Raw genomic sequence first — 13,967 nt, 5'->3', positions numbered from 1 at the left:
CCGGGCGTGATCGTCTCTCCCGCCTTTTCCGGAAAGCGTTACGCGGTGCTGGGCCTTGCGCGGTCGGGGCTGACCAGCGTCAGGACGTTGCTGGCCAGCGGCGCCCGCGTGACCGCGTGGGACAATCGCGAGGAAGCGCGCGAGGCGGTGGCGGCGCTGGACAACCCGCTGGCCGATCTGGCGGACCCGCTTTCGATAGACCTTGCGGGCTTTGACGGGGTGGTGGTCTCGCCGGGTGTGCCGCTCAACCGGCATCCGATCGCGGGACACGCCGCCGCCGCGGGCGTTCCGGTGATCGGCGATATCGAATTGTTCGCGCAGGCGCGCGCGTCCCTGCCGCCGCACAAGGTGGTGGCGATCACCGGCACCAACGGCAAATCGACCACGACGGCGCTTGTCGACCATATCTGCCGCAGCGCCGCGCGGCCGGTGCGCATGGGCGGCAACATCGGGCTTCCCGTCCTGGGGCAGGACCCGCTGCCCGCCGGCGGCGTCTATGTGCTGGAACTGTCCAGTTACCAGATAGACCTTACCTATGGCCTGCAGGCGGATATCGCGGCGCTGATCAACATCAGTCCCGATCACCTTGACCGCTATGACGGGTTTCCCGGCTATGTCGCGTCGAAGGCGCGGCTGTTCCAGATGCAGCGGGCAGACCAGCACGCGGTGTTCGGCTGCGGCGACGCGGAAACGCTGCGCATCGCCGGGGAGACGGAGGCCGCACGGCTTGATGGCCATGTTCACGTGGTCGATCCGTCGGCGCTTCACGGCCAGCCGGACTGGCCTTCGCTGCAAGGCCCGCACAACCTCCAGAACGCGGCCATCGCGGTAGAGATCGCGCGGCTGCTGGGGCTGACGGAAAGCCAGTGGCGCCCCGCGCTTGCCACGTTCAAGGGACTGCCGCACCGCATGGAGCGGGTGGCGGAACATCGCGGCGTGCTGTTCGTGAACGACAGCAAGGCGACCAACCCGGCCTCCACGGCACCCGCACTGGCCGCCTATCCGCGCATCCACTGGATTCTTGGCGGATTGCCCAAGGGCGACGACCTTGATGAATGCGCGCCGCATTTCGGCAATGTCGTGGCCGCCTATACCATTGGCGAGGCTGGCCACCGCTTCGCGCAGCTTCTCCAGCCCGTGATGCCCGTGACGCGCAGCGAACTGCTGTGCGACGCGGTGCGGCAGGCGATGGATGCCGCGCGGCCCGGCGATGTGATCATGCTTTCGCCCGCCTGCGCCAGTTTCGACCAGTTCCGCGATTTCGAGGCGCGCGGCGATGCGTTCCGCCAGGTGGTGGAAGCGCTGATCGAGGCGGACGAGGAGAGCGCGGCATGAACACCACGCCGACACGCCTTGTCACCACCACCACCCGCGACGGCGGCGTGCGCGTGGTGGGCCGCAACGGACGCTATCGCCGCAGCCGCCGCAGCGAACTGCTGATCTGGTGGCGCGAGATAGACCGCGTGCTGCTGGGCCTGGTGCTGTCGCTGGTCTGCGTGGGCGTGATCGCCGTCGCCGCCGGCTCCCCTGCCAGCGCACACCGGCTTTCCACCTCGCACGTGCAGCTTCCCGATCTCTATTTCTTCTGGGCGCACCTGCGCTGGCTGGCGGTGGGGCTTTCGGCCATGCTGGTCGTTTCGTGGTTGCCCAGGGAAACCGTGCGGCGGCTGGCGATCCTGCTGTGCGCGGCGATGGTTATCGGCCTGTTCCTTGTTCCGCTGGTGGGCATGGAAGTGAAGGGCGCCAAACGCTGGTTGTGGATCGGGTTCAGCCTGCAACCGTCCGAGTTCCTGAAGCCCGCCTTCGCGGTGACCTGCGCATGGATACTGTCGTGGCGGGTGCGCGACCCCAACCTGCCCGTCATCGGGCTTTCGGTGGCGTTCGTCGGCCTTATCAGCATGCTGCTGATGCTTCAGCCAAACCTTGGCGCAACGATGCTGTTCTGCGGCATTTGGTTCGCGCTGGCGCTGCTTTCGGGCCTTTCAGCGGTGCGCGTGGCCGGCGCGATCGCCAGTGTCGCGGTCGTGCTGGTGCTCGCCTATCTGTTCTATCCCAACGCCACGCACCGTATCGACAGCTTCATGTCGGGCGGCAGCGAATTCGATCAGGTGGACCTTGCCATGCGCACGCTGATGGCTGGCGGGTGGAACGGCACCGGACTTTGGCTGGGTACGCGCAAGATGGCGCTGCCCGAAGCGCACACCGATTACATCTTTTCCGTTATTGGAGAGGAATTCGGGCTTATCGCCTGCATGGTCGTGGTGATCCTCTATACCGCGATCGCGGTGCGCGTGCTGATGCGCCTGGTGGACGAGGACGACCTGTTCACCGTGCTGGCCGCGGGCGGGCTGACCGTGCAACTGGTGGGGCAGGCCTTCATCAACATCCTGGTCAACCTGCAGCTGTTCCCTTCGAAGGGGATGACCCTGCCGCTGATCAGCTATGGCGGATCGTCAACCATCGCGCTTCTGACGGGTGTGGGATTCCTTCTCGCGATTACCCGCCGCAACCCCTATCTGCCGCGCGAGAGCTTCCCGATCATGGACATGGTGAAGAGATGAGCGGCGTATCACGGCATTTCGTACTTGCGGCAGGCGGGACCGGCGGGCACCTGATCCCGGCCTTCGCGCTGGCGCAAGAGCTTGAGCGGCGGGGTCATCACGTTGCGCTGGTAACAGACGATCGCGGGGCGAAGATTCCGGGCAAGCCGAAAAGCCTGACCGCGCACGTCCTTCCCGCGGGCCGCCTCGGCGGCGGGCCGGTCGGCGTGATGCGCGCGGGCCATTCGATCTGGCAGGGGCGCAAGATGGCGCTGCGCCTGTTCGAAAGTTTCGAGCCGACCTGCGTCGTCGGCTTCGGCGGCTATCCGGCGCTTCCCGCGCTGCTGGCGGCGCGTTCGGCGAAGATCCCCACCGTGATCCACGAACAGAACGCCGTACTGGGGCGCGTGAACCGCTTTCTTGCGAAGCGCGTGGACGCCATCGCCACGTCCTATCGCGAAGTCGACCGGCTCGACCCCAGGCTGTGGGGCAAGGTCCACCTTGTCGGCAACCCGGTGCGGCCCGAAGTGCTGGAACTGCGCAAGGAACCGTTCCCGGCGTTTACCGGGGATTCGCTGTTCCGCGTGCTGGTGACGGGCGGCAGCCAGGGCGCTTCGGTGCTGTCCGAAGTCGTGCCCGATGCGCTTGCCATGCTTCCCCCGTCGCTGCGCCACCGGCTGCAGGTGACCCAGCAGTGCCGCGCGGAAGACCTTGACGCGGTGCGCGACCGCTATGCCGCGCACCAGATCCCGGCGGAACTGGGCAGCTATTTCGAGGATATGGCCGAACGTCTGGCCGAAGCGCATCTGTTCATCGGGCGGGCGGGCGCCTCTACGATTGCGGAACTGACCGCTGTTGGCCGCCCTGCGATCCTTGTTCCGCTGCCCATCGCGACCGACGATCACCAGGCCGCCAACACGCGTGAGATCGTGGCCGCAGGCGGCGCGCGCGCGATCCGGCAGTCGGGCTTCACGCCAAAGGATCTTGCCAAGCAGATCCAGGCGATGGCGATGCATCCGCAGACGCTGGCAAACGCCGCCCATGCGGCGTGGAACTGTGGTTTGCCGAACGCGGTGCACGACCTGGCGGATCTGGTCGAAAGCTTCGGAGGCGCGCCGCTGATGGACGTTATCCGGCCTTCGACAAAGGCGCCCGCCACCAACGGGCAAGAGGCGCTCGCGCTGGAAGGGGCGGACCGTTGAAGGGTGTAGGCACGGACATCGGCACGATTCACTTCGTGGGCATCGGCGGCATCGGCATGTCGGGCATCGCGGAAGTGATGCACAACATGGGCTATTCGGTGCAGGGATCGGACATAGCGGAAGGCTATGTCGTCGAAGGGCTTCGTGCGCGCGGGATCGACGTGAAGATCGGCCACAAGGCGGAAAACGTCGAAGGGGTAGCGGTTGTCGTCACCTCCACCGCGGTAAAACGCGGCAATCCCGAAGTGGTGGCCGCGCTGGAAAACCGCATCCCGGTGGTGCGCCGGGCGGAAATGCTGGCCGAACTGATGCGGCTGAAAAACACCGTTGCGGTGGCGGGCACCCACGGCAAGACCACGACGACCAGCATGATCGCCGCTCTGCTGGACGCGGGCGGGGTGGACCCCACCGTGATCAACGGCGGGATCATCAACCAGTACGGGTCCAACGCGCGGCTGGGCGATTCCGACTGGATGGTGGTCGAAGCGGACGAAAGCGACGGCAGCTTCCTGCGGCTCGACGGGACGATCGCGGTCGTCACCAATATCGATCCCGAACACCTTGACCATTACGGTTCGTTCGACAGGGTGAAGGAAGCCTTCGTCGAATTCATAGAGAACGTGCCCTTCTATGGCGCGGCGATGCTGTGCATCGACCACCCCGAAGTGCAGGGCGTGATTCCCAAGGTTCGCGACCGCCGCGTGGTGACATACGGCTTTTCCGCGCAGGCCGACGTGCGCGGCGAGAACGTGACGCCGGTTCCCGGCGGCAACCGCTTCGACGTGGTGCTGCGCCAGCGTGATGGCTCTTCCCGCCGGATCGACGGGATAGAACTGCCGATGCCCGGCCGCCACAACGTGCAGAACGCGCTGGCCGCCGTGGCCGTCGCGGCCGAGATGGGCTGCGACGACAAGGTGATCCAGTGCGGCTTTGACAAGTTCGGCGGCGTAAAGCGCCGCTTCACCAGGGTCGGGGATGTGCCGGTGAATGGCGGCACGGTCGCGATCATCGATGACTATGGCCATCACCCGGTGGAAATCCGCGCCGTGCTGTCCGCAGCGCGCGAAGGGGTGAAGGATCGCGTGATCGCAGTGGTCCAGCCGCACCGCTATTCGCGGCTTCACAACCTGATGGACGAGTTCCAGACCGCGTTCAACGATGCCGACGTCGTTTATGTAACCCCGGTCTATGCGGCGGGCGAACAGCCGATCGAAGGGGCGGACGCCGCCGCGCTGGTAAAGGGCTTGAAGGATCGCGGCCACCGCGCCGCCGCGACCGTGGACAGCGCCGATGCGCTTGCCGCCGAACTGGCCGCCACGATCCGTGCGGGCGATATGGTCGTCTGCCTTGGCGCGGGCGATATCACCAAGTGGGCCGCAGGGTTGGCCGATGCCGTCAAGGCGAAGCAGGTGGCGGCGTGATGGCCGATGCGCCTCCACGGGTTGCGGGCAAGCTGACGGCGCACGCGCCGCTGGCGCCGCTCGTCTGGTTCAAGTCGGGCGGCACGGCGGAGTGGCTGTTCGAACCGAAGGATGTGGACGACCTGCGCGGATTCCTTGCCGCGCTCGATCCGGCGGTTCCGGTCATGGCGCTGGGGCTGGGATCGAACATGATCGTGCGCGATGGCGGCGTTCCCGGCGTCGTGGTGCGGCTGGGCAAGGCATTCGCCAAAGTGGCGCGCGTTGACGAAACCACGCTCGATTGCGGCGGCGGGGCGAGCGGTATCCTGGTATCGTCCACCGCGCGCGACAACGGCATCGCGGGGCTGGAATTCCTGCGCTCCATCCCCGGCACCGTGGGAGGCTTCTGCCGGATGAACGGCGGCGCATACGGCGGCGAAGTGAAAGACATCATGGTCGATTGCGACGTGGTGCTGCGCGACGGTTCGCTGATGACGCTGCCGGTGGCGGACCTTCACTATACCTATCGCCATTCGGACTTGCCCGAAGGCGCGATTGTCGTTTCCGCGCGCTTTCGTGGCCGCCCCGGCGAACCGGCGGACATCCAGGCGGAGATGGATCGCATATCCGCCAGCCGCGAGGCTTCGCAGCCGCTGCGCTCGAAGACCGGGGGCAGCACCTTCAAGAACCCCGATGGGCACAAGGCGTGGCAACTGGTCGATGCCGCCGGGTGCCGCGGCCTTGCCGTGGGCGGGGCACAGGTGAGCGAAAAGCACACCAATTTCCTCATCAACACCGGCACGGCCACCAGTGCCGACATCGAAGCGCTGGGCGAGGAAGTGCGGCGCAGGGTGAAGGAAAACTCGGGTGTCGAACTCGAATGGGAAATTCAACGCGTAGGCATTTTTGCCGGAGCGCACACAGAAGAACGAGCAGGCAAGGCGTGACCCTCCCCAAGCTTCATATCGCGGTCCTGATGGGCGGCTGGTCGAACGAACGGCCCGTCTCGCTGATGAGCGGCGAGGGCGTAGCAAAGGCGCTGGAAGAGCGCGGCCACACGGTCACGCGCATCGACATGGGCCGCGACGTTGCGCAGAAGCTGGCGGACGCGAAGCCCGATGTGGTGTTCAACGCGCTCCACGGCTCGCCGGGAGAGGACGGCACCGTGCAGGGCATGATGGACCTGATGGGGCTGACCTATACCCATTCCGGCCTTGCCACGTCCGTCATCGCGATCGACAAGGAACTGACCAAGCAGGCTCTTGTCCCGCACGGCATCCCGATGCCCGGCGGGCGGATCGTGGCGACGAAGGACCTATACGAGAAAGACCCGCTGGCGCGGCCATACGTGCTGAAGCCGGTGAACGAAGGATCGTCGGTCGGCGTGGCGATCGTTACCGATGACAGCAACTTCGGCAATCCGATCAGCCCCGATGCGCGCGGGCCGTGGCAGGAATTCGATACGCTTCTGGCCGAACCCTATATCCGCGGGCGCGAACTGACGACGGCGGTGATCGGCGACAAGGCGCTGATGGTCACCGAACTGCGGCCCAAGTCCGGCTTCTACGATTTCGACGCGAAATATACCGACGGGATGACCGACCATATCTGTCCGGCCGACATCCCCGACGCGATTACCGAGGCGTGCAAGGACATCGCCCTGCGTGCGCATCGCCTGCTGGGCTGTCGCGGCACCAGCCGTGCCGACTTCCGCTGGGACGATACGCAGGGCGTGGAGGGGCTGTTCCTGCTTGAGGTCAATACCCAGCCGGGGATGACGCCGCTCAGCCTTGTGCCCGAACAGGCGCGGCACACGGGAATGGATTACGGCGATCTGGTGGAGGCGATCGTTGCCGACGCGCTGGATCATGCGAAGAAGGGGCAGGGGGACAACGGCTGATGGCGGCGCAAACCATCAAACGGGGCGGCAAGGGCGTGCGGCGCGCAACCGCGGCGCGCGGCAAGAAGCGCAAGGTGCAGGCGGCGAAAAAGCGCACCGGCAGCGCGCTCGACACTTTCATGCGCTGGCTGCCGCTGAGCGAGGAGACGCTTCATCGTATCGTGCTGACGGCCATCCTGGCCGTGGCTGCCGCGCTGGTGTGGATCGTCGCCAGCTATGCGGGCGTGCCCGCGATGGCGCAGCAGCAGCTTGCCGTCGTTTCCGCCGATGCGGGCTTCAAGGTAAAGCGCGTGGAAGTGCGCGGCGTGAACCGCATGAACGAGCTCAAGATCTATGAAAAGGTGCTGGGCCAGCGTGATCAGGCGATGCCCAACGTCGATGTGCAGGCGCTGCGGCAGGACCTGCTCCAGCTTTCGTGGGTGAAAGACGCACGGGTGGCGCGCCAGTTGCCCGATACGCTGGTTGTCGATGTGGTCGAACGGGTGCCCCACGCGGTGCTGAAAAAGGCCGACAAGATGGTGCTGATCGACGATACCGGGCACGAGCTTGAACCCGTAACCAAGGCGAATGCCAGGGGGATGCTGGTGCTGTCCGGTCCGGGCGCGGGGCAGCAGGTCGCCGCGCTTGACCACCTGCTTGACGCCGCACCCGCATTGCGGCCGCAAGTGGCCAGCGCCGAATGGATCGGCAACCGCCGCTGGAACGTGACGTTCAAGACCGGCCAGACGCTCGCCCTTCCCGAAGGAGAGGCGCAGTCGGCCTCGGCACTGCTCAGCTTCGCGCGGATGGACGGCGTGAACCGACTGCTGGGCGGCAAGGTCGCCTATTTCGATATGCGCGCGCCCGACAGGATGTATATGCGCATTCCCGGCCTAGCAGCCGAGGAAGCGCGCGAGGCGGCCGCCAGGGCCGCTGCGGGGAAGGAATAGGCACGATGGCCGCACCCCGCATTTCCAAGCTGTTCGCCGCCGTCAACATCGGTTCGTTCCGGGTATCGGCGATGATTGCCGGTATCGCCGAAAACGGCGACATGATCGTGCTCGGCTCGGCCCACCGCGCCGCCGACGGGATCAAGCGCGGCTATGTTACCGATATGCAGGCGGCCACGCATTCGGTCCGCGACGTGATCGAACGCGCGGAAAAGATGGCCAACACCGGCGTTTCGCGCGTGTGGATCGGCTGTTCGGGCGCGGGTCTTGCCAGCACGACCGCGCGGGTGGAAGTCGATATCGGCGGGCGACGCATCGAACAGGACGATGTGGAACACCTGCTGGTGGCCGGGCGCGAGGTGATAGAGCCCGACGGACGCATGGTGCTTCATGCCCAGCCCGCGCACTATACGCTGGACGGCGCGCACGGCGTTCCCAATCCGCAGGGGCTTCACGCAGAGCGGCTGGCGGTGGATATCCACGTGATGCTGGCGGACGGCGCGCCGATCCGCAACATCACCGAAGCCGTGCAGAACGCGCATCTTGAGGTCGAGGCGGTGGTCGGCTCGCCCGTCGCGGCGGGCCACGCCTGCCTGACGCCGGAAGAGCGCGAACTGGGCGTGGCGCTGGTGGAATTCGGCGCGGAAGTGACGACCGTTTCCGTCTATGCCTCTGGAATGCTGCTGGGCATGCAGGTGATCCCGTTCGGTTCGGGCGATATCACCGATGCCATCGCGTCGGCGTTCGGCATCCGCCGTTACCAGGCCGAGCGGCTGAAATGCATGGCCGGCTCCGCGATGGCCAGCCCGACCGACCACCGCGAGATGATCCCCGTTAACGCGCCGGGCGACCCCGAAGGCGCGGGGCCGGTCGCGCGGCACGCGGACGACAAGAACCGCATTCCGCGCGCCGAACTGGTGTCCGTCATCACCCAGCAGCTGGGCCGCTTTACAGAGGAAGTGGGCAAGGCGCTGAAGACGATGGGCTTTGCCGGCCAGCGCGGGCAGCAGGTGGTGCTGACCGGCGGCGGCGCGCAGTTGCCGGGTCTGGCCGACTATGCGCAGGGCGCGCTGGGCCGCCCGGTGCGGACCGGTGCGCCGCCCGCGATGGTGGGCTTGCCGCCGACGCATGCGACGCCCAGCTATTCGACGCTGGCGGGGCTTGTGATCTATGCTGCTGCCGATCCGGTGGATATTCGCAAGGTCGGCCCCAGCTACACGCCCACCATGCGCTATGCCGGGGTGAAGCTGTTGCGCCGGGTATATGGCGCGGTGAAGGAATATTTCTGAGGGCCGCGTGGCGCCTATTGTGCCATGCCGGTGGAGAATTGCGGACTATACGGGTTCGCGGCTGTGGAAAAGGTTAATTCGGCTTTGCCTAGTCGGATTCAGTTGTGCCACAAAAACACAAATTCTTGTTCCAAGGCCGGGATGGCTGGGAGACTGTGATGAGCATCAATATCGGACCGCCGTCGATCGATGAACTGCGGCCCCGCATCACCGTTATCGGTGTCGGCGGCGCAGGCGGCAACGCGATCGCGAACATGATCGACGCGAAGATCGAGGGTGTCGATTTCGTGGTGGTCAACACCGACGCGCAGGCGCTGAACAACGCCGTGGCCGAACAGCGCATCCAGCTTGGTCCCGATATCACGCAGGGCCTGGGTGCGGGCGCGCGACCCGAAGTGGGCCGTGCCGCCGCAGAGGAAACGATCGAAGAGATCGAACGCGCGCTGGATGGCGTGCACATGTGCTTCATCGCGGCCGGCATGGGCGGCGGCACCGGCACCGGCGCGGCGCCCGTGATCGCGGAAGCGGCGCGCAAGAAGGGCGTGCTGACGGTGGGCGTTGTTACCAAGCCCTTCCTGTTCGAAGGCACGCGCCGGATGCGCGCGGCAGAGCAGGGCATCGAAGAGCTGCAGAAGCACGTCGATACGCTGATCGTCATCCCCAACCAGAACCTGTTCCTGATCGCCAAGGCGGAAACGACCTTCAAGGAAGCCTTCCAGCTTGCCGACGAAGTCCTGCAGCAGGGCGTTCGTTCGATTACCGACCTGATGGTCATGCCGGGTCTCATCAACCTCGACTTTGCCGACGTGCGCTCCGTGATGGGCGAGATGGGCAAGGCGATGATGGGCACGGGCGAGGGCGAGGGCGAGAATCGCGCGCTTGAGGCGGCGGAACGTGCCATCGCCAACCCGCTGCTCGACGGCGTGTCGATGCAGGGCGCCAAGGGCGTGATCATCTCGATCATCGGCGGCGAGGACATGAAGCTGCTGGAAGTCGACGAAGCGGCGAACCATATCCGCGAACTCGTCGATGCCGACGCGAACATCATCTGGGGTTCGGCGTTCAATCCCGATCTGGATGGCAAGATCCGCGTGTCGGTGGTCGCCACCGGCATCGAACAGAGCGCGGAACAGGCCGAAGCGGCCTCGCGTCCGTTCAGCCTGTCGAGCGGCGCACGCGGCCCGGCTTTTCCAACGGCGGCGCCTGCAAGCGAACCCGCACCCGAACCTGTCGCCCGGCCGGAGCCCGCGCCCGAACCGCAGGCGGCGCCAGAGCCCGCGCCGGCCGAGCCTGAAACGGCGTCTGCCGACGATGACGCGCTGGACCTGACGCTGGACCTTGAAGAGGGCAACGAGGACGGTGCTGCCGACGGAAGCGGTGCGGGAGGAATAGGTGCAGGCGGAATCGGTGCAGGCAATGCCGGCAGCGGCGCACCGGCGGAGCCGCCGTCCCCGAACGAGGGCGAGCTTCTGCTGGGCGGCGGCGAGGAAGCGCCGGAACCGTCGCCCGTCGCAACGCCAAGGGTTGCCCGCACGGGCGAAGACCGGCCCGCGCCGCGCGTCTCGCAAGGCGCCGCGGGTGCCGGCAGCACCCTGTTCGAGCGGATGGCAAACCTCTCGCGCGGGGGTTCGCGCGACGAGGACGACGAGGATGGTGAAGACGGCGACGATGCCGGTTCGTTGAACATTCCGCGATTCCTGGGTCGCCAGAACAACCAGTAAGGTTGGCGGCAGGCCGGGGATCGCGCGCGTGAAGGGCCGCTTGCCCTTCGGGTTCGCCAGAGATGTCCACAGCCGCGGCGGCTGCCGTTGTCGCGGCTTAAGGATCGGATTGCTATTGGGGTTGGCGTCATGACGCATCCTGCATTTGCCAGGCGCGGCGTCCGTTTCGGCGCCCTGCTTCTCGCCTGTTCCAGCACTGCCGCATTGGCCGCGCAGCAAGACGATGGTGTGCCCGTCGTTTCGCGCCCGGTCGTCCAGAACACGGCAAAGTCCACCAGTACGGAACTCAACGAAGCGTTGATGCGCGTTTCGCGCAATCCGCGCGATGTCGATGCGCTGATCGACGCGGGAAGCGCGGCCCTGCGGCTGGGCGATGTGGACGCGGCGCTGGGCTTCTTCCGCCGCGCGGACCAGGTTTCGCCCGGCAACGCCAAGATCAAGACGCAGATCGCCAGCGCGCTTGTTCGGGCCAACAAGCCGGTGGAAGCGATCGGCTATTTCGACGATGCGGAACGGGCGGGCGGCGACGTTCGCGCCTTTGCCGGGGATCGCGGCCTCGCCTATGACCTGGTCGGCGACAACGGTACCGCGCAGCGCTGGTACCAGGTGGCATTGGCGCGCGATCCTTCGGACGACGAAGTGCGCCAGCGTTATGCGCTCAGCCTTGCGATAGCGGGGAACCAGAAGGGCGCGGAGCAGATGATCGCGCCGCTGATCCAGAAACAGGACCGCGCGGCGTGGCGCGTTCGCACCTTTATCATGGCGATCGGCGGCAAGGACGATGAAGCCGTGTCCATCGCCAGGGCCACGATGCCGACCGATCTTGCGCAGGGGATTTCCCCCTATCTGCGCTATATGCCGCGCCTTACGCGGGCGCAGCAGGCCGCGGCGGCGAACTTCGGCCGGTTCCCGCGCGCCGCGGATATCGGGCGCGACGATCAGGCCGTGCGCGAATACGCGTCCGCCCATCCGGGCATGAACGCGCAGACCGGCGCGGGGCTGATCCCGTCGGGCCAACCGATGGGCGCGACGGCGTCCGCAGCTTCCACGCGTGAGAGCCGCAAGGTCAGCCGCGAAAAGCGTCGCCGTCCCGGCCAGGGCGGACAGGCTGACGCGGCGCGTCTTGCGGCGGTAACGGCCTCGCAGGCACCGCAGGCGCAGGCACCGCAGCAACAACCCACGCGCATGGCGCAGGCGCAGGGCGAACTTCCGCCGGTCAGCAACCCCCATCCGATGCGGATGGCGACGCCGGTTCCAGCACCTACGCCAACTCCAACGCCTGCACCGACACCTGCACCGACACCTGCCCCAACGCCCACACCCGCGGCCACACCGCCTGCCACTTCGGCGTTCACCACCGATCTGAAGCTCACGCCGTCACCCGCATACAGGCAGGCACAGGCGTCGACACCTGCGCCGACGCCCGCACCTGCGCCTGCGCCGACCCCGACCCCGACCCCGACCGCTTCGGAGCCGCGCCACGGTTCGTCGCCCGGCCCGGATTACAACATCGTGTGGAACCCGCTTGCCGCGGCCAAGGCATCGTCGCGTGAAGCGCGGGCCGAACAGGCGGCACCTCCGCCGCCAGCTCCGCCACCACCGCCACCGCCTCCGCCGCCACCGGTTCGGCAAACGACGCCTGCGCCCCAGCCCCAGGCCCAGCCCCAATCCCAACCGCAGCGCATGGCCGCCGGACAGCCGGGCTCCTCGCCCGGTTTCGACCTTGCGATGATCGACAAGCCTTCGGCCTCTCGCGCCGCGCCGCCCGCGCAGGCTGCCGGGCCGACCAATGAAGAGCCGGTCGATTTCAGCGCGGCTTTCGACAGTTTCCAGCCGCCCAGGTCCGAAACCCGGCGCCGCGAAGCGGCCGTGAACCTCAACAAGTTCGAGCCTCCGCGCGGTCCCAGCCCGGAAGAGCGGCGCGCGGCAGCCCGCGCGAAGGCCGAAAAGGAAAAGGCCGAAGCGGCGGCACGCGCCGAAAAGGCGAAGGCCGAGGCAGAGGCGCGCAAGAAGCGCGCACTGGAAAAGGCCAACCCCAGCCGTGTGTGGGTTCAGGTGGCAACCGGCGCAAATCGCGGCTGGATGGACGAGGAATGGCGCAAGATCGCCAAGCAGGCGCCCGCGCTTTTCCGCAAGCGTTCGGCCTATGTCACGCCGTGGAATCGCGTCTATCGCCTGCTGGCGGGGCCGTTCCCCAGCGAGGAGAAGGCGCGCTCGTTCCTGAACGACCTGTCCAAGGAGAAGATCGACGGGTTCATCTTCACCAGCGACGCCGGACAGGTGATCGACAAGATCGACACGAAGTGATCGCACCGCGCTGTGCACCCCTTGTCCACAAGGTTTGCACAGACTTGTCGAGTTATACTCAACACCCCGTTCACCACCGGTTGAAGCGGGAAGAGCGCATCGCGCATTCACGCTGGCAGAGCAGGGCGGGGATTTTCCCCGCCTGTCCACGGGAGGCATGATGCGCGCCAGCCGACACGAAAGCGAACGCGACGACGCGGCCCCGGTAGAGATGCTGGCCGCGCTGTTCGAAGCGCGCGGTTGGGAGTTCGAATACGTTTCGGACGACGAGATCCTGGGCGAAGTCCAGGGAAGCTGGGCGACATACCAGATGCGCGGCGTGTGGCGCGCGGAAGACCGCGTGCTGCAACTGCTGTGCCTTCCCGACATCCGCGTCGCCAATGACAAGAAAACCACGTTTTTCGAATTGCTTGCCCTGATCAACGAACAGGTCTGGCTGGGCCATTTCGATATCTGGTCCAACGGGTCGGTGCTGCTCTATCGTCACGGCATGATGCTGGGGGACGACGGGCTGCTGTCGCTCACCCAGGCGCAGACGGCGGTGGAAGTGGCGCTGGACGAATGCGACAGGTTCTATCCCGCCTTCCAGTTCGTGCTGTGGGGGGACAAGTCGCCGTCCGATGCGCTGGCAAGCGCGATGGTGGACGCGGCGGGCGAGGCCTGACCGCGCGACCGGCGC

11 protein-coding genes are annotated in these 13,967 nt (G+C 66.6%); all 11 read left to right on the top strand.

Annotation, left to right across the window (positions count from 1 at the left end; translation table 11 throughout):
* Positions 1-6: 6 nt before the first annotated feature.
* Complete coding sequence (murD, locus tag RXV95_RS12910) at positions 7-1,335, top strand: UDP-N-acetylmuramoyl-L-alanine--D-glutamate ligase (RefSeq protein ID WP_338466444.1); 1,329 nt, start codon at positions 7-9, stop codon at positions 1,333-1,335.
* Positions 1,332-2,561 (top strand): putative peptidoglycan glycosyltransferase FtsW, encoded by a 1,230-nt coding sequence (locus RXV95_RS12905; protein WP_338466443.1) that lies wholly within the window; start codon positions 1,332-1,334, stop codon positions 2,559-2,561. The genes murD and RXV95_RS12905 overlap by 4 nt, the downstream gene beginning before the upstream one ends.
* Complete coding sequence (gene murG / locus RXV95_RS12900) at positions 2,558-3,742, top strand: undecaprenyldiphospho-muramoylpentapeptide beta-N-acetylglucosaminyltransferase (protein WP_338466442.1); 1,185 nt, start codon at positions 2,558-2,560, stop codon at positions 3,740-3,742. Before RXV95_RS12905 ends, murG begins: the two co-directional genes overlap by 4 nt.
* Positions 3,739-5,163: a UDP-N-acetylmuramate--L-alanine ligase gene (murC, locus tag RXV95_RS12895; RefSeq protein WP_338466441.1), complete on the top strand. Its 1,425-nt coding sequence runs from the start codon at positions 3,739-3,741 to the stop codon at positions 5,161-5,163. Before murG ends, murC begins: the two co-directional genes overlap by 4 nt.
* Positions 5,163-6,089 (top strand): UDP-N-acetylmuramate dehydrogenase, encoded by a 927-nt coding sequence (murB, locus tag RXV95_RS12890; protein WP_338466440.1) that lies wholly within the window; start codon positions 5,163-5,165, stop codon positions 6,087-6,089. The genes murC and murB overlap by 1 nt, the downstream gene beginning before the upstream one ends.
* Positions 6,086-7,042, top strand: coding sequence for a D-alanine--D-alanine ligase (locus tag RXV95_RS12885; protein ID WP_338466439.1), 957 nt, complete (start codon positions 6,086-6,088; stop codon positions 7,040-7,042). Before murB ends, RXV95_RS12885 begins: the two co-directional genes overlap by 4 nt.
* A complete protein-coding gene (locus tag RXV95_RS12880) occupies positions 7,042-7,971 on the top strand; it encodes a cell division protein FtsQ/DivIB (RefSeq protein ID WP_338466438.1) in 930 nt (309 codons plus the stop codon). The genes RXV95_RS12885 and RXV95_RS12880 overlap by 1 nt, the downstream gene beginning before the upstream one ends.
* A gap of 5 nt (positions 7,972-7,976) precedes the next feature.
* The gene (ftsA, locus tag RXV95_RS12875; RefSeq protein ID WP_338466437.1) at positions 7,977-9,260 is read left to right on the top strand and encodes a cell division protein FtsA; all 1,284 of its coding nucleotides are present in this window, start codon (positions 7,977-7,979) and stop codon (positions 9,258-9,260) included.
* A gap of 158 nt (positions 9,261-9,418) precedes the next feature.
* Positions 9,419-10,981, top strand: coding sequence for a cell division protein FtsZ (gene ftsZ, locus RXV95_RS12870; RefSeq protein ID WP_338466436.1), 1,563 nt, complete (start codon positions 9,419-9,421; stop codon positions 10,979-10,981).
* Positions 10,982-11,110: 129 nt separating this feature from the next.
* Positions 11,111-13,288, top strand: a complete 2,178-nt coding sequence (locus RXV95_RS12865; protein ID WP_338466435.1) for an SPOR domain-containing protein — start codon at positions 11,111-11,113, stop codon at positions 13,286-13,288.
* Positions 13,289-13,445: 157 nt separating this feature from the next.
* A complete protein-coding gene (locus RXV95_RS12860) occupies positions 13,446-13,952 on the top strand; it encodes a YbjN domain-containing protein (protein ID WP_338466434.1) in 507 nt (168 codons plus the stop codon).
* The last annotated feature ends 15 nt before the right edge of the window (positions 13,953-13,967 follow it).

It is taken from the genome of Novosphingobium sp. ZN18A2 (assembly GCF_036784765.1).
Classification (GTDB): domain Bacteria; phylum Pseudomonadota; class Alphaproteobacteria; order Sphingomonadales; family Sphingomonadaceae; genus Novosphingobium.
This window is presented reverse-complemented; position numbering and strand designations above follow the sequence as displayed.